General features: G+C 67.0%; 14 protein-coding genes. 9 read left to right on the plus strand and 5 right to left on the minus strand.

The window, feature by feature from the left end:
- Window positions 1-36: 36 nt before the first annotated feature.
- The 7 genes from AC5P9I_RS05365 to AC5P9I_RS05395 are packed head-to-tail and all read left to right on the plus strand — an operon-like array spanning window position 37 to window position 8,206.
- Window positions 37-324, plus strand: a complete 288-nt coding sequence (locus AC5P9I_RS05365; RefSeq protein ID WP_187756625.1) for a hypothetical protein — start codon at window positions 37-39, stop codon at window positions 322-324.
- Window positions 317-1,642, plus strand: a complete 1,326-nt coding sequence (locus AC5P9I_RS05370) for a polysaccharide lyase 6 family protein (RefSeq protein WP_231353091.1) — start codon at window positions 317-319, stop codon at window positions 1,640-1,642. Before AC5P9I_RS05365 ends, AC5P9I_RS05370 begins: the two co-directional genes overlap by 8 nt.
- Entirely contained in the window at window positions 1,639-3,867 is a 2,229-nt protein-coding gene (locus tag AC5P9I_RS05375) for an oligoalginate lyase (RefSeq protein ID WP_049467228.1), read from the plus strand. The genes AC5P9I_RS05370 and AC5P9I_RS05375 overlap by 4 nt, the downstream gene beginning before the upstream one ends.
- The gene (locus AC5P9I_RS05380) at window positions 3,864-5,168 is read left to right on the plus strand and encodes an MFS transporter (protein ID WP_049467227.1); all 1,305 of its coding nucleotides are present in this window, start codon (window positions 3,864-3,866) and stop codon (window positions 5,166-5,168) included. The genes AC5P9I_RS05375 and AC5P9I_RS05380 overlap by 4 nt, the downstream gene beginning before the upstream one ends.
- A gap of 46 nt (window positions 5,169-5,214) precedes the next feature.
- Complete coding sequence (locus AC5P9I_RS05385) at window positions 5,215-5,967, plus strand: SDR family NAD(P)-dependent oxidoreductase (RefSeq protein ID WP_088476145.1); 753 nt, start codon at window positions 5,215-5,217, stop codon at window positions 5,965-5,967.
- Window positions 5,968-5,988: 21 nt separating this feature from the next.
- Complete coding sequence (locus AC5P9I_RS05390) at window positions 5,989-7,176, plus strand: GDSL-type esterase/lipase family protein (protein ID WP_049467223.1); 1,188 nt, start codon at window positions 5,989-5,991, stop codon at window positions 7,174-7,176.
- A 10-nt stretch (window positions 7,177-7,186) separates the two neighbouring features.
- Complete coding sequence (locus tag AC5P9I_RS05395; protein ID WP_049467222.1) at window positions 7,187-8,206, plus strand: sugar kinase; 1,020 nt, start codon at window positions 7,187-7,189, stop codon at window positions 8,204-8,206.
- A gap of 17 nt (window positions 8,207-8,223) precedes the next feature.
- On the opposite strand, the gene AC5P9I_RS05400 is transcribed toward AC5P9I_RS05395, so the two are convergent.
- Window positions 8,224-9,117: a retropepsin-like aspartic protease gene (locus tag AC5P9I_RS05400; protein ID WP_049467220.1), complete on the minus strand. Its 894-nt coding sequence runs from the start codon at window positions 9,115-9,117 to the stop codon at window positions 8,224-8,226.
- 278 nt (window positions 9,118-9,395) lie between these two features.
- Window positions 9,396-10,970 (minus strand): S15 peptidase family protein, encoded by a 1,575-nt coding sequence (locus AC5P9I_RS05405; RefSeq protein WP_495217301.1) that lies wholly within the window; start codon window positions 10,968-10,970, stop codon window positions 9,396-9,398.
- Window positions 10,971-11,769: 799 nt separating this feature from the next.
- On the opposite strand from AC5P9I_RS05405, the gene AC5P9I_RS05410 reads away from it, so the two are divergent.
- Entirely contained in the window at window positions 11,770-12,510 is a 741-nt protein-coding gene (locus AC5P9I_RS05410; RefSeq protein WP_049467217.1) for a DNA/RNA non-specific endonuclease, read from the plus strand.
- 18 nt (window positions 12,511-12,528) lie between these two features.
- Here the strand turns inward: AC5P9I_RS05410 and AC5P9I_RS05415 are convergent, their stop codons facing one another.
- Window positions 12,529-13,434, minus strand: a complete 906-nt coding sequence (locus tag AC5P9I_RS05415; RefSeq protein WP_049467215.1) for a hypothetical protein — start codon at window positions 13,432-13,434, stop codon at window positions 12,529-12,531.
- A gap of 131 nt (window positions 13,435-13,565) precedes the next feature.
- Between AC5P9I_RS05415 and AC5P9I_RS05420 the strand changes: the two genes are divergently transcribed.
- Window positions 13,566-14,261 (plus strand): HAD family hydrolase, encoded by a 696-nt coding sequence (locus AC5P9I_RS05420; RefSeq protein WP_049467213.1) that lies wholly within the window; start codon window positions 13,566-13,568, stop codon window positions 14,259-14,261.
- A gap of 7 nt (window positions 14,262-14,268) precedes the next feature.
- On the opposite strand, the gene AC5P9I_RS05425 is transcribed toward AC5P9I_RS05420, so the two are convergent.
- Together AC5P9I_RS05425 and AC5P9I_RS05430 are read right to left on the minus strand one after the other, a co-directional pair.
- Window positions 14,269-14,499 (minus strand): hypothetical protein, encoded by a 231-nt coding sequence (locus AC5P9I_RS05425; RefSeq protein WP_049467211.1) that lies wholly within the window; start codon window positions 14,497-14,499, stop codon window positions 14,269-14,271.
- A complete protein-coding gene (locus tag AC5P9I_RS05430) occupies window positions 14,496-14,921 on the minus strand; it encodes a VOC family protein (protein ID WP_049467210.1) in 426 nt (141 codons plus the stop codon). The genes AC5P9I_RS05425 and AC5P9I_RS05430 overlap by 4 nt, the downstream gene beginning before the upstream one ends.
- Window positions 14,922-14,923 lie beyond the last annotated feature (2 nt).

Here is a 14,923-nt window from a genome sequence, read left to right on the forward strand (position 1 = left end):
CACGGCAGGCGTGGGACGCAGCTTCGGCATGCGGACATGAAATTGTCAACCAACTGGTCTGTTATTTTTCGAATGCCTTTGTTTCATACCAATCAACGGCGATTTAATGTGCTAACGCAGCATGACTTTGCGCATCCACTGGCTTACAAAGGTCCCGAAACTGGTCCGCACCCCATCCCTGAAACGACGGCGCGGCCGTCTCTGGAAGGACACCATGCGCAGTACACGCCTTTCGCGCCACCCGACCTCTCTTTGCCTGACCACAGCCCTGGCATTTTGCCTGACCACTTTGCCGGCAACCGCCGCAAGCTGGCTCGTGCATGACGCTGCGGAGTTCGACACGGCCGCCGCGTCGTTACAGCCGGGTGACGAAATCGTGCTGGCCGATGGCACCTGGACCGACACCCGGCTGCTGCTGAAGGGCCAGGGAACCGCCGCCGCGCCGATCGTGCTGCGCGCGCAGACCCCGGGCAAGGTGATCCTCAGCGGGCAGTCGGACCTGCGCCTGGCCGGCAGCTACCTGCAGGTGTCCAACCTGGTGTTCCGCAACGGCTACACACCGGGCGACGCGGTGGTGGCGTTCCGCGAATCCAGCAAGGCGGTGGCCAGCCACAGCCAGTTGAGCGGCCTGGTCATCGACAACTACAGCAACCCGGACCCCGGCGACCAGGACTACTGGGTATCGCTGTATGGCAGCCACAACCGGCTGGACCATAGCCAGCTGCGCGGCAAGACCAACGCGGGGCCCACCGTGGTGGTAGTGCGCGATGCCACGCAGGGCCTGGACAACCAGCACCGCATCGACCACAACTGGTTCGGCCCACGCCCTGCGCTGGGCGTCAACGGCGGTGAAACCCTCCGCATCGGCACCAGTGACACCTCGCTGAGCGCATCCAACAGCACGGTGGAGAACAACTGGTTTGAAGGCTGCGACGGCGAAACCGAGATCATCAGCAGCAAATCCGGGGGCAACACCTATCGCGGCAACGTGTTCTACCGCTCTGCCGGCGCACTCACACTGCGCCATGGCAACGGCAACCGGGTGATCGACAACGTCTTCCTCGGCGATGACAAGGCCGGCACCGGGGGCGTGCGCATCATCAACGGCGACCAGATCGTCAGCAACAACTATTTCGAACGCCTGGCCGGATCCAGCAACCGCTCCGCGCTGGCCGTCATGGATGGACAGGCCGATCCCCCGCTGTCCGGTTACGCACCGGTAGTGAATGCCACGATCAGCCGCAATACCTTCGTGGATGTGGCCAGGATCAGCTTCGGCGTGGGCCATGATGAAGCCAAGGGCATCGTGGTGGCCGCCAGCAACAGCCGCTTCAGCGCCAACCTGATCGTCAATCGCGCCAGCAGGAATCCACCCAACACGGCCAGCTCGCTGGCCGGCATCACCTTCAGTGGCAACGTGCAGTCACCGGCGGCCAGCAGCGTGTTTCCCGCCGGGGTGGAAGGCCGCAGCGTCAGCCTGCAGCAGGCTGGCAGCGGGTTGTGGGTTGCCACGCCTGCGCTGCCCCAGGTGGGCGCCGATCCTGCCTTGGCGATGACCGCGCGCGAGGCGACCGGCGTGGACTGGTATCCCAAGGTGGGCGAGGTTGCCCTGTCACGCGTCAGCACCGGAGTTGATCGATGAGGTTGCAGCCGCTGTTCGTTGCCCTGGCCCTGGCGGCCCCCTTCGCCCTGCTGCCGGCCACGCCGCTGCTGGCAGCGCCCGCTGCCGCTGCGCGGCAGGCCGACACCGCGCCGGTGCTGGTCACTGCCGCGCAATGGCAGCAGATGGCCAGCGAAGGCAGTCGTTACCCGTGGTTCGCCAAGGAGCAGGCGCGCACCGAGGCAACACTGAAGAAGATGATGAAGGCCGGCATCGACGTGCCGGTACCGAAGGACAAGGGCGGCGGACGCACCCATGAACAGCACAAGCGCAATTATCAGGCCCTGCTCGCGGCCGGCACGTTGTATCGGCTGACCGGTGACAGGGCCTACGTGGACTACGCGCGCGACATGCTGCTGCAGTATGCCCGGCTCTACCCGACGCTGGGCCCGCATCCCGAAGGCCGTGGGCAGATCCCCGGACGCGTTTTCTGGCAGGTGCTGAACGATTCGGTGTGGCTGGTCAACGCCATCCAGGGCTACGACGCGATCCGTGACGCGCTGTCCGCCGATGACCGCGACACCATCGAATCAAGGGTGTTCCGGCCGATGGCCGGGTTCCTCGCCAGCGAGCCGAAGAACTACGACCAGATCCATAACCACGCCACGTGGGCGGTGGCGGCTACCGGCATGACCGGCTATGTACTGCGCGATCCTGAGCTGGTGGAGAAATCCCTGCGCGGGAGCCAGAAGGATGACCGGTTCGGCTTCCTTCGCCAGATCGACCTGCTGTTCTCACCCGACGGATACTACGAGGAAGGTCCGTACTACCAGCGCTATGCACTGGCGCCGTTCCTGCTGTTCGCCAACGCCATCGAACGCAACGAGCCGCAGCGGAAGATCTTCGCGCGCCGTGATGGCGTACTGCTGAAGGCTGTCGATGCGCTGGTGCAGTCCAGCTATGGCGGCCTGTTCTTCCCGATCAACGATGCCATCCTGGACAAGGGCATCGACACCGAAGAGCTGGTGGCCGGCATCGGCATCGCCTATGCACGCACCGGGGACGACCGACTGCTGTCGGTAGCCCAGCAGCAGAAGCGCCTGCTGTTGTCGCCCGAGGGCCTGCAGGTGGCGCAGGCACTGGCCGCGAACAGGGCCAGGCCCTTCGATTACCACCCGATGCTGCTGCGCGATGGTCCCGACGGCGACCGTGGCGGCCTGGCGATCCTGCGCATGAACGGCGAACGCGGCCAGGCGCTGGTGCAGAAGGACACCCTGCAGGGCATGGGACATGGCCACTTCGACAAGCTCAACTGGCTGTTCTACGACAACGGCAATCCGGTGGTGACCGACTACGGCGCCGCCCGCTTCCTCAACGTGGAAGCCAAGCGTGGCGGCATCTACCTGGCCGAGAACCGCAGCTGGGCCAAGCAGACGGTGGCCCACAACACCCTGGTGGTGGACGAGCAGAGCCACTTCCAGGGCGACTGGAAGCGCGGCGAGGCGCATGCCCCGCAGGTGCGCTTCTTCCAGGCCGATGCCGATACCCAGGTCGCCTCGGCGAGCATGCGTGACGCCTACCCCGGCGTGGCGTTCACCCGCACCCAGGCGCTGCTGCGCCACCCCGACCTGGGCCTGCCGGTGGTGCTGGACCTGCTGCAGGTCCACGGCGAAAAGGCCGCACGCTACGACCTGCCGCTACACTTCAACGGCCACATCGTCACCACCGGCTTCGAGGCCGCGCACTTCCCCGCCCAGCGCCCGGTGCTGGGCAAGGACAACGGCTACCAGCACCTGTGGCTGGACGCACGCAGCGCGCCCGGCAGCGAACCGCGTTCGCTGGCGTGGCTGCTGGATGGGCGCTTCTACACCTACCGCTTCGGCAGCAGCGCGCCGGCACAGGCGCTGCTGGTGGAGAGCGGCGCGAACGATCCGGAGTTCAACCTGCGCCGTGAGCCGGCCCTGCTGCAGCGCGTGGATGGCCAGAAGGACGTCACCTTCTTCAGCGTGCTGGAACCCCATGGCGAGTACAACGGCACCGCCGAGTACGTGCACGGTGCGGACAGCCGCATCAAGGCGATCGTGCGCGGCCGCGGCAGCGACGCCGAAGTGATCGAACTGCGCCTGGCCAGCGGTGCACGCATCGCCCTCGGCGTGGCCGACGACAGCAGCGCCCGGGGCGAGCACAGCGTGACCATCGACGGCCACACCTATCGATGGAGCGGCAGCCACGCGCGCATGGACCGCAGCAAGGGGGACGGCGAATGAAGGGCCCTGCGGCGGTGGCCAACCTGCGCAAGGTGCCGGTACGTTCAGCAGTACGCTGGCTGATCGTGGGCCTGATCGCCGTGGCTACGGTCATCAACTACATCGACCGCAATGCCCTGGCCGTGATGTGGCCGGAAATCGCCAGGGAAGTGGGCGCGACCAAGGACGACTATGCCCTGCTGGTAACGGTGTTCATGCTGTTCTACGCCACCGGGCAGTTCCTGTTCGGTCGCCTGTTCGACATGATCGGCACACGCCTGGGCTTCGCCCTGTCGATCAGCGTGTGGTCGATCTCCATCGCCCTGCACGCGATCACCCATTCGATGCTGTCCTTCAGCCTGGTGCGGGCGATGCTCGGCATCAGCGAAGCGGGTGCGTGGCCGGGCGCGGTGAAGGCCAACGCCGAATGGTTCCCGGCGCGTGAGCGTGCGTTGGCGCAGGGCGTGTTCAATGCCGGCGCGTCGATCGGCGCGATCGTCTCCGCACCGGCCATCGCCGGCCTGTACCTGTGGCTGGGCTGGCGTGGCACCTTCGTGCTGGTCGGCGCGATCGGCTTCCTGTGGCTGTTGCCGTGGCTGTTGGTCTACCGCGCCGGGCCGGACAAGCATCCGTGGGTGAGCGATGCCGAGCGCCGCCTGATCCTGGAAGACCAGGCCGGGCGGCAGGCGCAGGCAACGCCCAAGGCCAGCGTGCGCGCGCTGCTGGCCCATCGGCAGAGCTGGGGCATGCTGGCCTGCCGCTTCCTGCTGGACCCCATCTGGTGGTTGTTCGTGTCCTGGCTGCCGATCTATCTCGCTGAAACCTTCGGTTTCGACATCAAGCAGATCGGCCTGTTCGCCTGGGTGCCATTCGTAGGCGCGATGTTGGGCAGCCTCGGGGGTGGCTGGCTGTCCGGGCGCCTGATCCGCGCCGGGTACAGCGTGGACCGCGCGCGCAAGCTGGCGATCACCCTGGGCTGCGTGATCATGGCCCCCGCCCTGCTGGGCGCGGTGCTGGCCAACCAGCCGCTGCTTGCGGTGCTGGCGATCGCCGCGGTGCTGTTTGGATTCCAGGTGGCCATCGGCAACATCCAGACCCTGCCGGGTGACCTGTTCGACGGCCGGTCGGTGGGCACCCTCGCCGGCCTGGGCGGCCTGGCCGCAGTGGCCGGCACCCTTATCACCACCTGGCTGGTGCCGGTGCTCACCCGTCATTCCTACGCCCCGATCTTCATCCTCGTCGCCGCACTGGTGCCACTGTCGCTGGCCGCGCTGTGGTGGTGGACCGGGCCGATCCACAAGCTCGACCGCCGCGTCGGCTGAGCCTGCGTCTCCCCTTCATTCCCCCGCAAACCAAGGAGTTTTCCGCATGTCGTTCCAGGACAAGGTGGCCATTGTCACCGGTGGTGGCCGCGATATCGGCCGCGCCATCTCGCTCAAACTGGCCGCTGCCGGTGCACGCGTCTGCATCAACTACGCCAATGATGAAGCCAGTGCCCAGGAAACACTGGCACAGATCCGCGCGGCAGGTGGCCAGGCCATGGTGCACCGCGCCGATGTCACCGATGCCACAGCCGTGGCCGGCCTGGTCGCAGCGGCACAGGCCGCCTTCGGCACGCGCATCGACCTGCTGGTGAACGTGGCCGGCGGCATGGTGCAGCGTCGTCCGCTGGCCGAGATCGATCCAGCGTTCTTCCACGCCGTGATGGACCTGAACCTCACCTCCACCTACCTGACCACGCACGCAGTGGTGCCGCACATGGGCGAAGGCGCAGCGATCGTCAACTTCGCCTCCCAGGCCGGCCGCGATGGCGGCGGCCCAGGCGCGTCGATCTACGCGACGGCCAAGGCCGCAGTGATGACCTTTACCCGCGCCATGGCCAAGGAACTGGGACCGAAGGGCATCCGGGTCAATGCCCTGTGCTGCGGCATGATCGCCACCCGCTTCCACGACGAATTCACCAAGCCGGAGGTGCGCAGCGCCGTCGCCGGCGCCACCCCGCTGCGCCGCCAGGGCATGCCGGAAGAAGCGGCTGACGCGGCGGTGTTCCTGGCTTCGGATGCGGCGGCGTTCATCACCGGTGCGAACCTGGACGTCAACGGCGGCACCTACTTCTCCTGACACCTGACCGGACTCCTGCCCATGCAGCGCTGGACACTTCTGTTTTCATTGACGCTCTGCTCCGCCATGACGGCGCCCGCTGTGTGGGCCGCACCCGTGTGGGTCACTGCCTGGACGGCAGCGCCCGCGCCCGACCGCAAGGACGGAACGTCCGATGCGCCGGTACAGTTCGCCGCACAGACCGTGCGCCAGGACATGCGCATTGGCAGCCGTGGCGATGCGCTGCGGCTGCGCATCAGCAACGAGCTCGGCACGGCACCCTTGCGGGTCGAGGACCTTCGCGTGGGAGTGAAGAACGGCAAGGCCGCACCGCTGCCGGTAACGGTTGATGGCCGCGCAGCCATTGAAGTGCCGGTGGGTGCCGCGCTGCTGAGCGACCCGGTGCGGATGCCGGTGACGGCGCTGCAGGAGATCAGCGTGAGTGCCTATTTCCCGCAGCCTACGCGTCCCTCGGTGCGCCGCACCGAACTGCGGGTCGTGGACGGCAGGCAGGCGACCGTCGCCGACAGCGTACGGCTGAGCTACCAGCAGAACGTGTTCTCGGCCGTCATGGTGCAACGCGCCGAACGCCCGCAGGTGATCGTGGCGCTCGGCGACTCGATCACGGAAGGCGCCACTGCGCGACGCGGCACCTTCAACCAGTGGCCGGAACGGTTGGCGCAGCGCCTGCAGCAGGCATGTCCTGATCGCTTTGTCGTGCTCAATCAGGGCATCAGCGGCAACAAGCTGCTCGACCCTGGCCGCAGCCACAGCGCGCTGTCCCGCCTGGATCGCGATGTGATTGCAGTGGCCGACGCCGATCAGGTGATCCTGCTGGAAGGCATCAATGACATCCGCCACGGTGGCGGCGCCCAGCCAGTACCCGGACGCAACGCGGCGGACATGATGCAGGGCTATCAGCAGGTTGCGACGCGACTGCATGCGCACGGCATCCGCGCCTGGCTGGGCACACTGACCCCGTTCGGCGGTTCCGAGCGCTACGAGCCCGTCTCGGCGGCGACCCGCATCACGATCAACCAGTGGGCACGCGCCGGCAACAGCGGCTTCGATGGCATCGTCGATTTCGATGCCGCCCTGCGTGACCCGAAGGCCGCGGAATCGTTGCCCAGCGACATCACCCGCGACCATCTGCATCCCAACGACGAAGGCTACCGGCGCATGGCCGATGCCATCGATCTGCGCATGCTGGGCTGCACCACCCCCGAGTGAGAGAGAACCGATGAGCCGCGTCGTTTGTTTCGGTGAGTTGCTGCTGCGCCTGGGCGCGCCCGGTCGTGAACTGCTGCTGCAGACGCCGCAGCTGCAGGTGCATGTGGGGGGCGCCGAGGCCAACGTCGCGGTCTCGCTGGCCCACCTTGGCCACGAGGTGCAGATGGTCAGCACGGTACCTGCCAACGCGCTGGGCTGGCACGCCGTGGCCGAGTTGCGGCGACATGGCGTGGGCGTGGCCGGCGTGCGTGAAGTGGAGAATGAACGCATGGGCCTGTACTTCCTGGCAACCGGCGCGGTGCAGCGGGCCAGTGAAGTGGTGTACGACCGGGCCGGGTCCGCATTCGAAAACAGCAGCGCCAAGGATCATCCGTGGCCTGCTCTGCTGTCCGGCGCGCACCTGCTGCATGTCTCGGGCGTGAGCCCGGCGCTGGGCGCCAACGTGGCCGAGTCGGTGCTGGGTGCCGTGCATGCGGCTCGCGCGGCCGGTGTCCGGGTATCGTTCGACGGCAATTACCGTCCCTCGCTGTGGCGACGCTGGGACGGCGACGCCGCGGCGATCCTGCGCGAGCTCTTCGCCGGGGCGGACATCGTCTTTGCCGATCACCGGGATATTGAACGGGTGTTGGGGCTGCACTTTGCGCAGGACGATGCGGTCGCCCGAACCGTAGCGGCTGCGGCCGCCGCGTTTGCCGCCTTCCCGCACCTGCAGTGGCTGGCCTGCACCCAGCGCGACGTGGTGAGTGCCGACCATCACCGCCTGGGCGCGCTTCTGTTGGGACGCGACGGGACGCGGGCGCAGGCACCACCGCGCCCCCTGCCTGGCATCGTCGACCGGATCGGCGGCGGCGACGCGTTCGCTGCCGGCATCCTGCACGGATTGCTGTCCGGATTCGACGCGGAAAGCACGGTGGCGTTCGGACTGGCGTCAGGCGCCTTGAAGCACTCCATCCCCGGCGACTTCAACCCGGTCGCTGAGGCGCAGGTGCTGGCGCTGCTGGACAATGCAGGCGCAGATGTCCGGCGCTGATCGCACAACGCGCTCGCTCATTCCGGCCGACGGGTGGCCGAGCGCCGATTCGGCCGCAGATAGATGGCACCGGAACGGGTGTCCAGCATGATGTTGAACTGCTGCAGGATTTCGCTGCCGAGCGTCCCATCGCCACTGGAACCGTCGTCGTCGATCGTGATCGACGCCTTCGCCCCGTTCAGCGGCAGGGCCGAAATGGCGACCACGGGTACCCTGACATCCACCGCACGGATCTTCCGCCCGGCGCTGCCGCTGAACTGTGATGTGCCCAACCGCTCCGGAAATGCCTGCTGCAGATGATGGCGGGCGCCGAATGCGTAGGTCAGGTCGATGCTGCCATTGCTGCCAGTGTCCAGCGCGAGCCAAGGAGCAAAGACATCGCTGCCATTGCCGAGCGTGACCTGGACGGCCGGGGTATTGTCGATCCAGCGCACGTGGGCCTGGGTATGCCCGGTGAGATCGGGAAGCGCGTCGTGCACGCGCAGCAGGCTGCGGTCGTAGTCGATCTCCAGCACCTTGCCCTGGAAGAACGTCCAGCCCAGGACCGCATCGAAGGGCCGACCCTGGTAGTCGACCACTACGGCCCCCATTGGCCTCCGCACCGGACCGACCTGGACGACGTTGTGCGTGCTGTAGTCGAGGAACGTGACTCCGTCGGAGCCGGTGTTCTCGCTCCGGTCGTCAATGACCAGTCTCGCGTCCTGCTGGATGCGCCGGGCCACGGCCACGGCCGAGGCGCCGGTATCGACGAGAAAGCGCAGCGGTCGCGAGCCGTTGATCGTGCCCTCCACATAGATCCGGTGATCCTTGCCCTGCTCGAAGGGAATGTCGGTAACCGCAGCACCCGCCGCGGGAGCCACCAGCAGGATCAGCATCGTGCATTGGAACGCAGTACGTGGCAGCAGGCGCATCGAAGGGGTCCTTCCTCCAGTGGAGCCGCAGCGGATGCCGTGCTCATGGCGGGTTGGATGCCGCTGCCGGCAGAAAGGTTTAATGCACCCGCACAGCGGCGCCCGCAGTCCAGCAGGACCTGATCACTGTCCGGAGAGCCACGCCTCCAGCGCTGCCGTGTCCCTCATGTCGCCTTCATGGCGGCAATCCGGAACATCACTCCTTGCCCGGAAGCAACACCAGTGGCGCAGTCTTCCAGCCCAAAGGAACGCGCCCGCCCCAGCGGGCGCGCCCTGCTTCAATGCAAGGGTACCTTCAGCACCGACGGCGCGTTGGCCGGGGAGCTGAAAGTCAGCGTACCGCCCAGCTGGCTGATGCCCGCATAGCGCAGGTCCACGGTATCCACCACCAGGGTCAGCCGGCTGCCGGCCGGAATGTTCCAGCTGCTGGCTTCCAATCGCAGGTCGATGGTCCTGGGCTGGCCCGGCGTGGCACCCCGCAGGGTGTACGGCTTGTGGCTGATCAGCTGGCCATTGCCCAGCACGTCCTCGGCATAGAGATAGGCATACAGCGTGGTGTCGGCGCGGCTTGGCGTGACCGTCATCCGTACTTCCGGCGCGCCATCCAGACGGCGTGCACTCCAGTACACCGGCCCCTGCCAGACACCGGCGGCGTTGCGGCCGACGAAGGGCACATAGGCGCCTGGCGGCAGGTTGATCATCTGCAGCGCGCCCGATGCCATCACCACGCCGGAGTTGGCGGCCGTCAGCAGGCCGCTGCCGATGCGGTAGCTCCAGCCGGTGCCGCCCCCGTTCGCCGCCAATCCGCCGGTGGGCTGCAGCAGCCCGCTCGGCGCGGTCAGCCCGTAGCTGACGGCGCCCGTCTGCGTCGCCTGCCAGTCCGGATAGTGGCTCCAGCTGCCCTTCTGCGACTTCAGCTGCACCGGCGCCTGGCGCTCGATGCCATTGGCTTCACCCTTCAGGTAGTGATCGAACCAGTCGCCCACGGCCGCATACACCTCGTTGGGAATGCCGAACGCGCCAAGGGCCTCGTTCAGCGCGTGGTCGCCATGGCGCAGCTGCAGCTGCTTGGGTCCTTTCAGGCCGTTGAAGAAGTCCACCAGCTGGCCCGGCGGGAACAGGCTGTCGTTGAAGGCGTTGGCCAGGAACACCGCAGGCCGGTGGGCGTTGATCTCATCCAGGCTGGCTGCGGGACTGCGCTGCGCCGCCACCGGCAGCAATGACTCCACCGCCCCCTGATAGTTGCCGACCAGCACATTGCGGTTGATGGTGGCCAGTTCCGCCCCGGGGCGGCCAGTGGCCAGCCCTGCGGCCACCAACAGGGCGATGCCCTGCGCGCTGGGGGTGTCGTTGCTGTACAGCGACGCCTGCAGGTCAGCCCAGCCGCTCAGCGCCGCAACCGCCTTGATGCGCGGGTCGCGCGCTGCGGCCAGCAGGCTGGTACCGGCGCCGTAGGAGATGCCCGAGACGCCGATCCTTGCCGGATCGGCCCGGGTGTTGGCCAGCGCCCAGTCGATCAGGGCGCTGACATCCTCCACCGTGGCGGGCCCGGCGATGTCGATGCTGCCGCCCGACTCCCAGAAGCCGCGCGAGCTGTAGCTGATGACCACATAGCCGCGCTGCGCCAGCGACTGCGCCACCCCCACGTACTCCACGCTGGGGACAGCCCAGCTGCTGGGCATCACCAGCAGCGGATAGCGCCCAACGCCGCCGTCCTGGGGTTCGATGACGAAGGCCCCGAGGGGCGTGCCATCCCAGCCCGGGAGGGTGCGATGGGTGGTCTTGACCGTGGCCGCAAGGGCCGTGGGCGCCAGCCCGGTCAGCAGGATCGACAGCAGCAATACCTTGCGCATCGTCGTCTCTCCCCGTCGGTGGTGGTGCAACGGATCGGACCGTACCAGTGCGAATGGTGGCTGGCACCTTGCGACGCAGCATGGCGCCTTGGGACCCGGCATCCCAAAGGGGACGATACGAAATCAGATTCAGGCGCGCTGGATCACCCATACCAGAAGGCCCGCCAGCGGCATCAACACAACCATGCCGACGGCGCCCAAGCACCCGGATTCCCTACGACGCGATGTGGCGACCTGCGGGCGTGATCGCAACCAGCCTGCATGACAGGTGCTGCAGTAGAACCGCTGCTTCCCGTCCCGCCAGGCGCCGATGGTACGTGCGTCGTGCAGTGCCGCGCTGCCGCATCGCCCACACTTGAAACTGCGATGTGGCGGACGCTTCTGTCGACGCAGCGCAGCCACGATTGCCATTCCGATGAGGGCGGCAACAGCGGCCCCTGCAAAGATCTCATTGCTCATTGTTCCCCACGCTCGATGCCACGGCTTTCCCCAGTGCCTCGCATGGTATCGAGTCGCGTACACGCTGTGCTACGACGCCTAGCATGCGCGCATGTCAGCCACCGGCCGCGTGATCTGACACCTCTCCAGTGCTTGCGGGCGGTCACAGCTTCGTCTTTTCGTCGTTGACCGAAAGACGACAGCTTGTGACGCTTACGACACCGCAGGGCTGATGGCCCAACAGCGCGGTCAGGTCCCACCGCAATCCGCAGCACCCGTCTCCGCAGCATCTCCGCATGACCTTGCCACGGCCAGGGCGTGACGGGTGGCTGCGTCCTGAATCTTCTGCTGGAGAACCGCAATGCGCCTTGCAAGCTTCTTCCTCGCGTTCGTCCTCAGCGCCGTCGCCGGCGCTGCCCAGGCCCAGGTGGTCACCCTCAACAAGGGTGGCTTCGTGCTCACCTATGACTGCAGCATCCACAGCGCCACCCGCTACGAGTACACGCTCACGGCCGATACCGGCTCCGCCGCACGGCCGTCCAGCTTCTACAAGGACCCGGACCTGCCGGCCGGCTGCCTGGGCCAGACCAGCACCGCGTCCTATGCCAGCATCAAGTCCGGTTATGACCGTGGCCACCTGGTCACGTCCAACCACATGGACTACGACGCGACCTACATCCGCCGCGCCAACTACATGACCAACATCGTGCCCCAGGTGTCCAGCTTCAACCAAGGCATCTGGGTGAAGGCCGAGAACGTGGCCGAGTGCTACCGCGACATCGCGCCGGTGGACGTCTACGGTGGCGTGGTGTACGGCGATGCTGCCAACGACTATTTCCTGGCCAGCCACGGCATCCCGACGCCGGAGTTCTTCTGGAAAACGATCATCACCCGCGACCCGAACACCGGCACCGCCAAGGCGATCAGCTGGATCATCCCCAACGAGGCCAACCTGGGCAGCCTGGACAACTACCTGGTGACGATCGCCGATCTGGAGGAACTGCTGGGCGCCAGCTACGTGGCGATCAACGCACCGGCCTCGCTGAAGAACATGCTGCCGGCCACCACCTGGCCGCAGCCGGCCGGGTGTGACCTGGGCTGATCGGCGGGTAGAGGAACGTCACGATGCCTGTACGCGCAGCCATCGTGACGCCAGCACTCTGGCGAACAGGAACTGCAGTACGGCGCCGATGAGCACGGCCAAGGCAAGCCCGCGCCCGATCGTCGGTACCCCAGCGGACAGCATTCGCAGCAGGTACGCCACGCCGGCCAGGCTGATCAGCAGGGAGGTAGCAGGCAGGACCAGCGACACCACCATCGTGCGCGCCATCGATTCGGGTCGCGGTGACAGCTCGCTGGCCCAAAGGCCGGCAAACGTGGCCAGTGCGCAGCACACCAGCAGGATCAGGCTGGCAATCTGCAACTGCGCGGGCCCATCGAAAACCGGCATGATGAACTCGCCAGGCGAGATTGCCGCAGGCAAGTGCAACGCCAGGATGGGAAGCAGGCAGCTACCGGCCACCAGCGTCACCGCGCCGGCGATGCTGGCACTGATGAGGTGATGGTGCACGCCCTCGACACGGATGTGCCGCTGCATCAGCTGCGCCGGCACCATGGCCAGCAGCGTGAGGACCAGTGCATGCGCAAGCGGAACCAGACTGATGGCTGCGACGCTGTAGACTGGAAACGGCAACTGCGCCATCGGAATGCGCATGGCGCGATCCAGCGCGACGAGCAACCCGAAAAAGGCGATCGAAGCGATCACCGGGCGGCGGATCCGCAGCGCGCCGCGGCGCCCGAACAGCAGCATCGACACCAGTACCGCCGCCCCGGCAAACAGACTCAGGCGGAAACCGAGCTCAGCCACCGCGTTGCCGATTTCACGTGAGGCCTCCGGCGGCCCCAGGCGATACCCGAATGCGATCAAGCGGAGGGCTACGGGCAGGTCCAGGCAGAGCACGTAGAGCTTGGCGGCGATCGCGAACTGGATGGGGTAAGCACCGAAGAATGATCGCAATCGGTTCAAGTCGTATTCCCGTACAGGCACTGGGCGGGGTGTCCCCGGCAGTCTAGCGTTCCTGTGGCCAGCGTGCCCTGCCCGCCCTGCTGTGGGAAAATGACGCGTACGTCGCCCTTTTGGCTGTTCCGGAGTAGTAGATGTCCCGTTTCCCCTTCGATGCCGTGCTGTTCGACTGTGACGGCGTACTGGTCGATTCCGAGCCACTGGTGGCCCGGGTCCTTTCGGAAATGCTGACCGCTCGCGGCTGGGCGCTGACCCCGGCGCAGGCGGGTGAAGTCTTCCTCGGCCAGTCCGTGGCCCATCTGGCCGGGCTGATCGCAGAGCGCACCGGCAAGCCGTTCACCGAGGAATGGCTGGAGGAGTTCCGCCAGCAGCGCAACCGGGCGCTGGAACGGGATCTGGAGCCGATCCAGGGGGCGCCCGAGGCCGTGCGTGCGATTGCTGCGGCTACCGGTGGCCGCATTGCCTGCGCCTCCGGCGCCGACCTGTTCAAGGTCAAACTGCAGCTGGGCAAGGTCGGCATGCTGGATGCCTTCGGCAACAACGTGTTCAGCGGCCAGGACATGCCACGCACCAAGCCGCACCCGGACGTGTACCTGGCCGCGGCCGCCGCGCTGGGTGTGGACCCGGCGCGCTGTGCGGTCATCGAGGACACCGTTACCGGCGCCACTGCCGGCGTTGCCGCTGGCGCCACCGTGTTCGGCTTCAGCGAAGGCGGCCCGCACCACAGTACGCCCGAGGCCCTGCGCGCTGCGGGCGCGAAAGTGATCTTCCAGCGCATGGAGCAGCTGCCGGCATTGCTTGCGGCCTACGCCGCCGACGTCGCCGCCTGAGGCGGCCTCAGCCCGCAGCGCCCAGTGCGGCGCTGCGGCGTTTCCCGGCGTAATGCAGCGCGAACAGGTACAGGCCAGTGAACAGCTGCAGGAACAACGGCGGCAGCGGCGAATAGGTGATCCACGCTGCAGGCTCGCCGTGCCCCAGCCCACGCACGGCGAAGTTGGCGATCACCGCCAGGGTGAAGACGATCGAGGTCCAGCGATGCACGGGCCGCGCCCAGCGACCCCGGCTCATGGACGGCGCCTCGCTTCGGAGCGGGCTTCGATCATCTTCCAGCCGTTGCCGGACGGGTCGCGGAACCCAGCATCGATGGCGCCGTAGCGTTCAACCGGTTCCTGGGTGAACTCGACGCCCTTTGCCTGCCATTCCGCGTAGCGCGCGCGGCAGTCCTCCACTGCGAGCACCAGCGGCGGCATCGCCCCCTTGGCGACCAGCTGCTGCAGCGCCTGTGCAGTGGCCGCGTCGTGGGCAGGTGGACCGGGCACGAACAGCCCCAGCTGGAATCCATCCTGGCCGGGGCTGCGCACCGTCAGCCAACGGTAGCTGCCATTGCGCACGTCGGTATGCACTTCGAAGCCGAGCGTGCCGACGTAGAACGCGAGCGCCTCATCCTGGTCGCGTACATACAGGCCGACCGTGTTCACCGTGTTTGTCATGG

The organism is Stenotrophomonas sp. YJH_SMC_29, assembly GCF_059371235.1.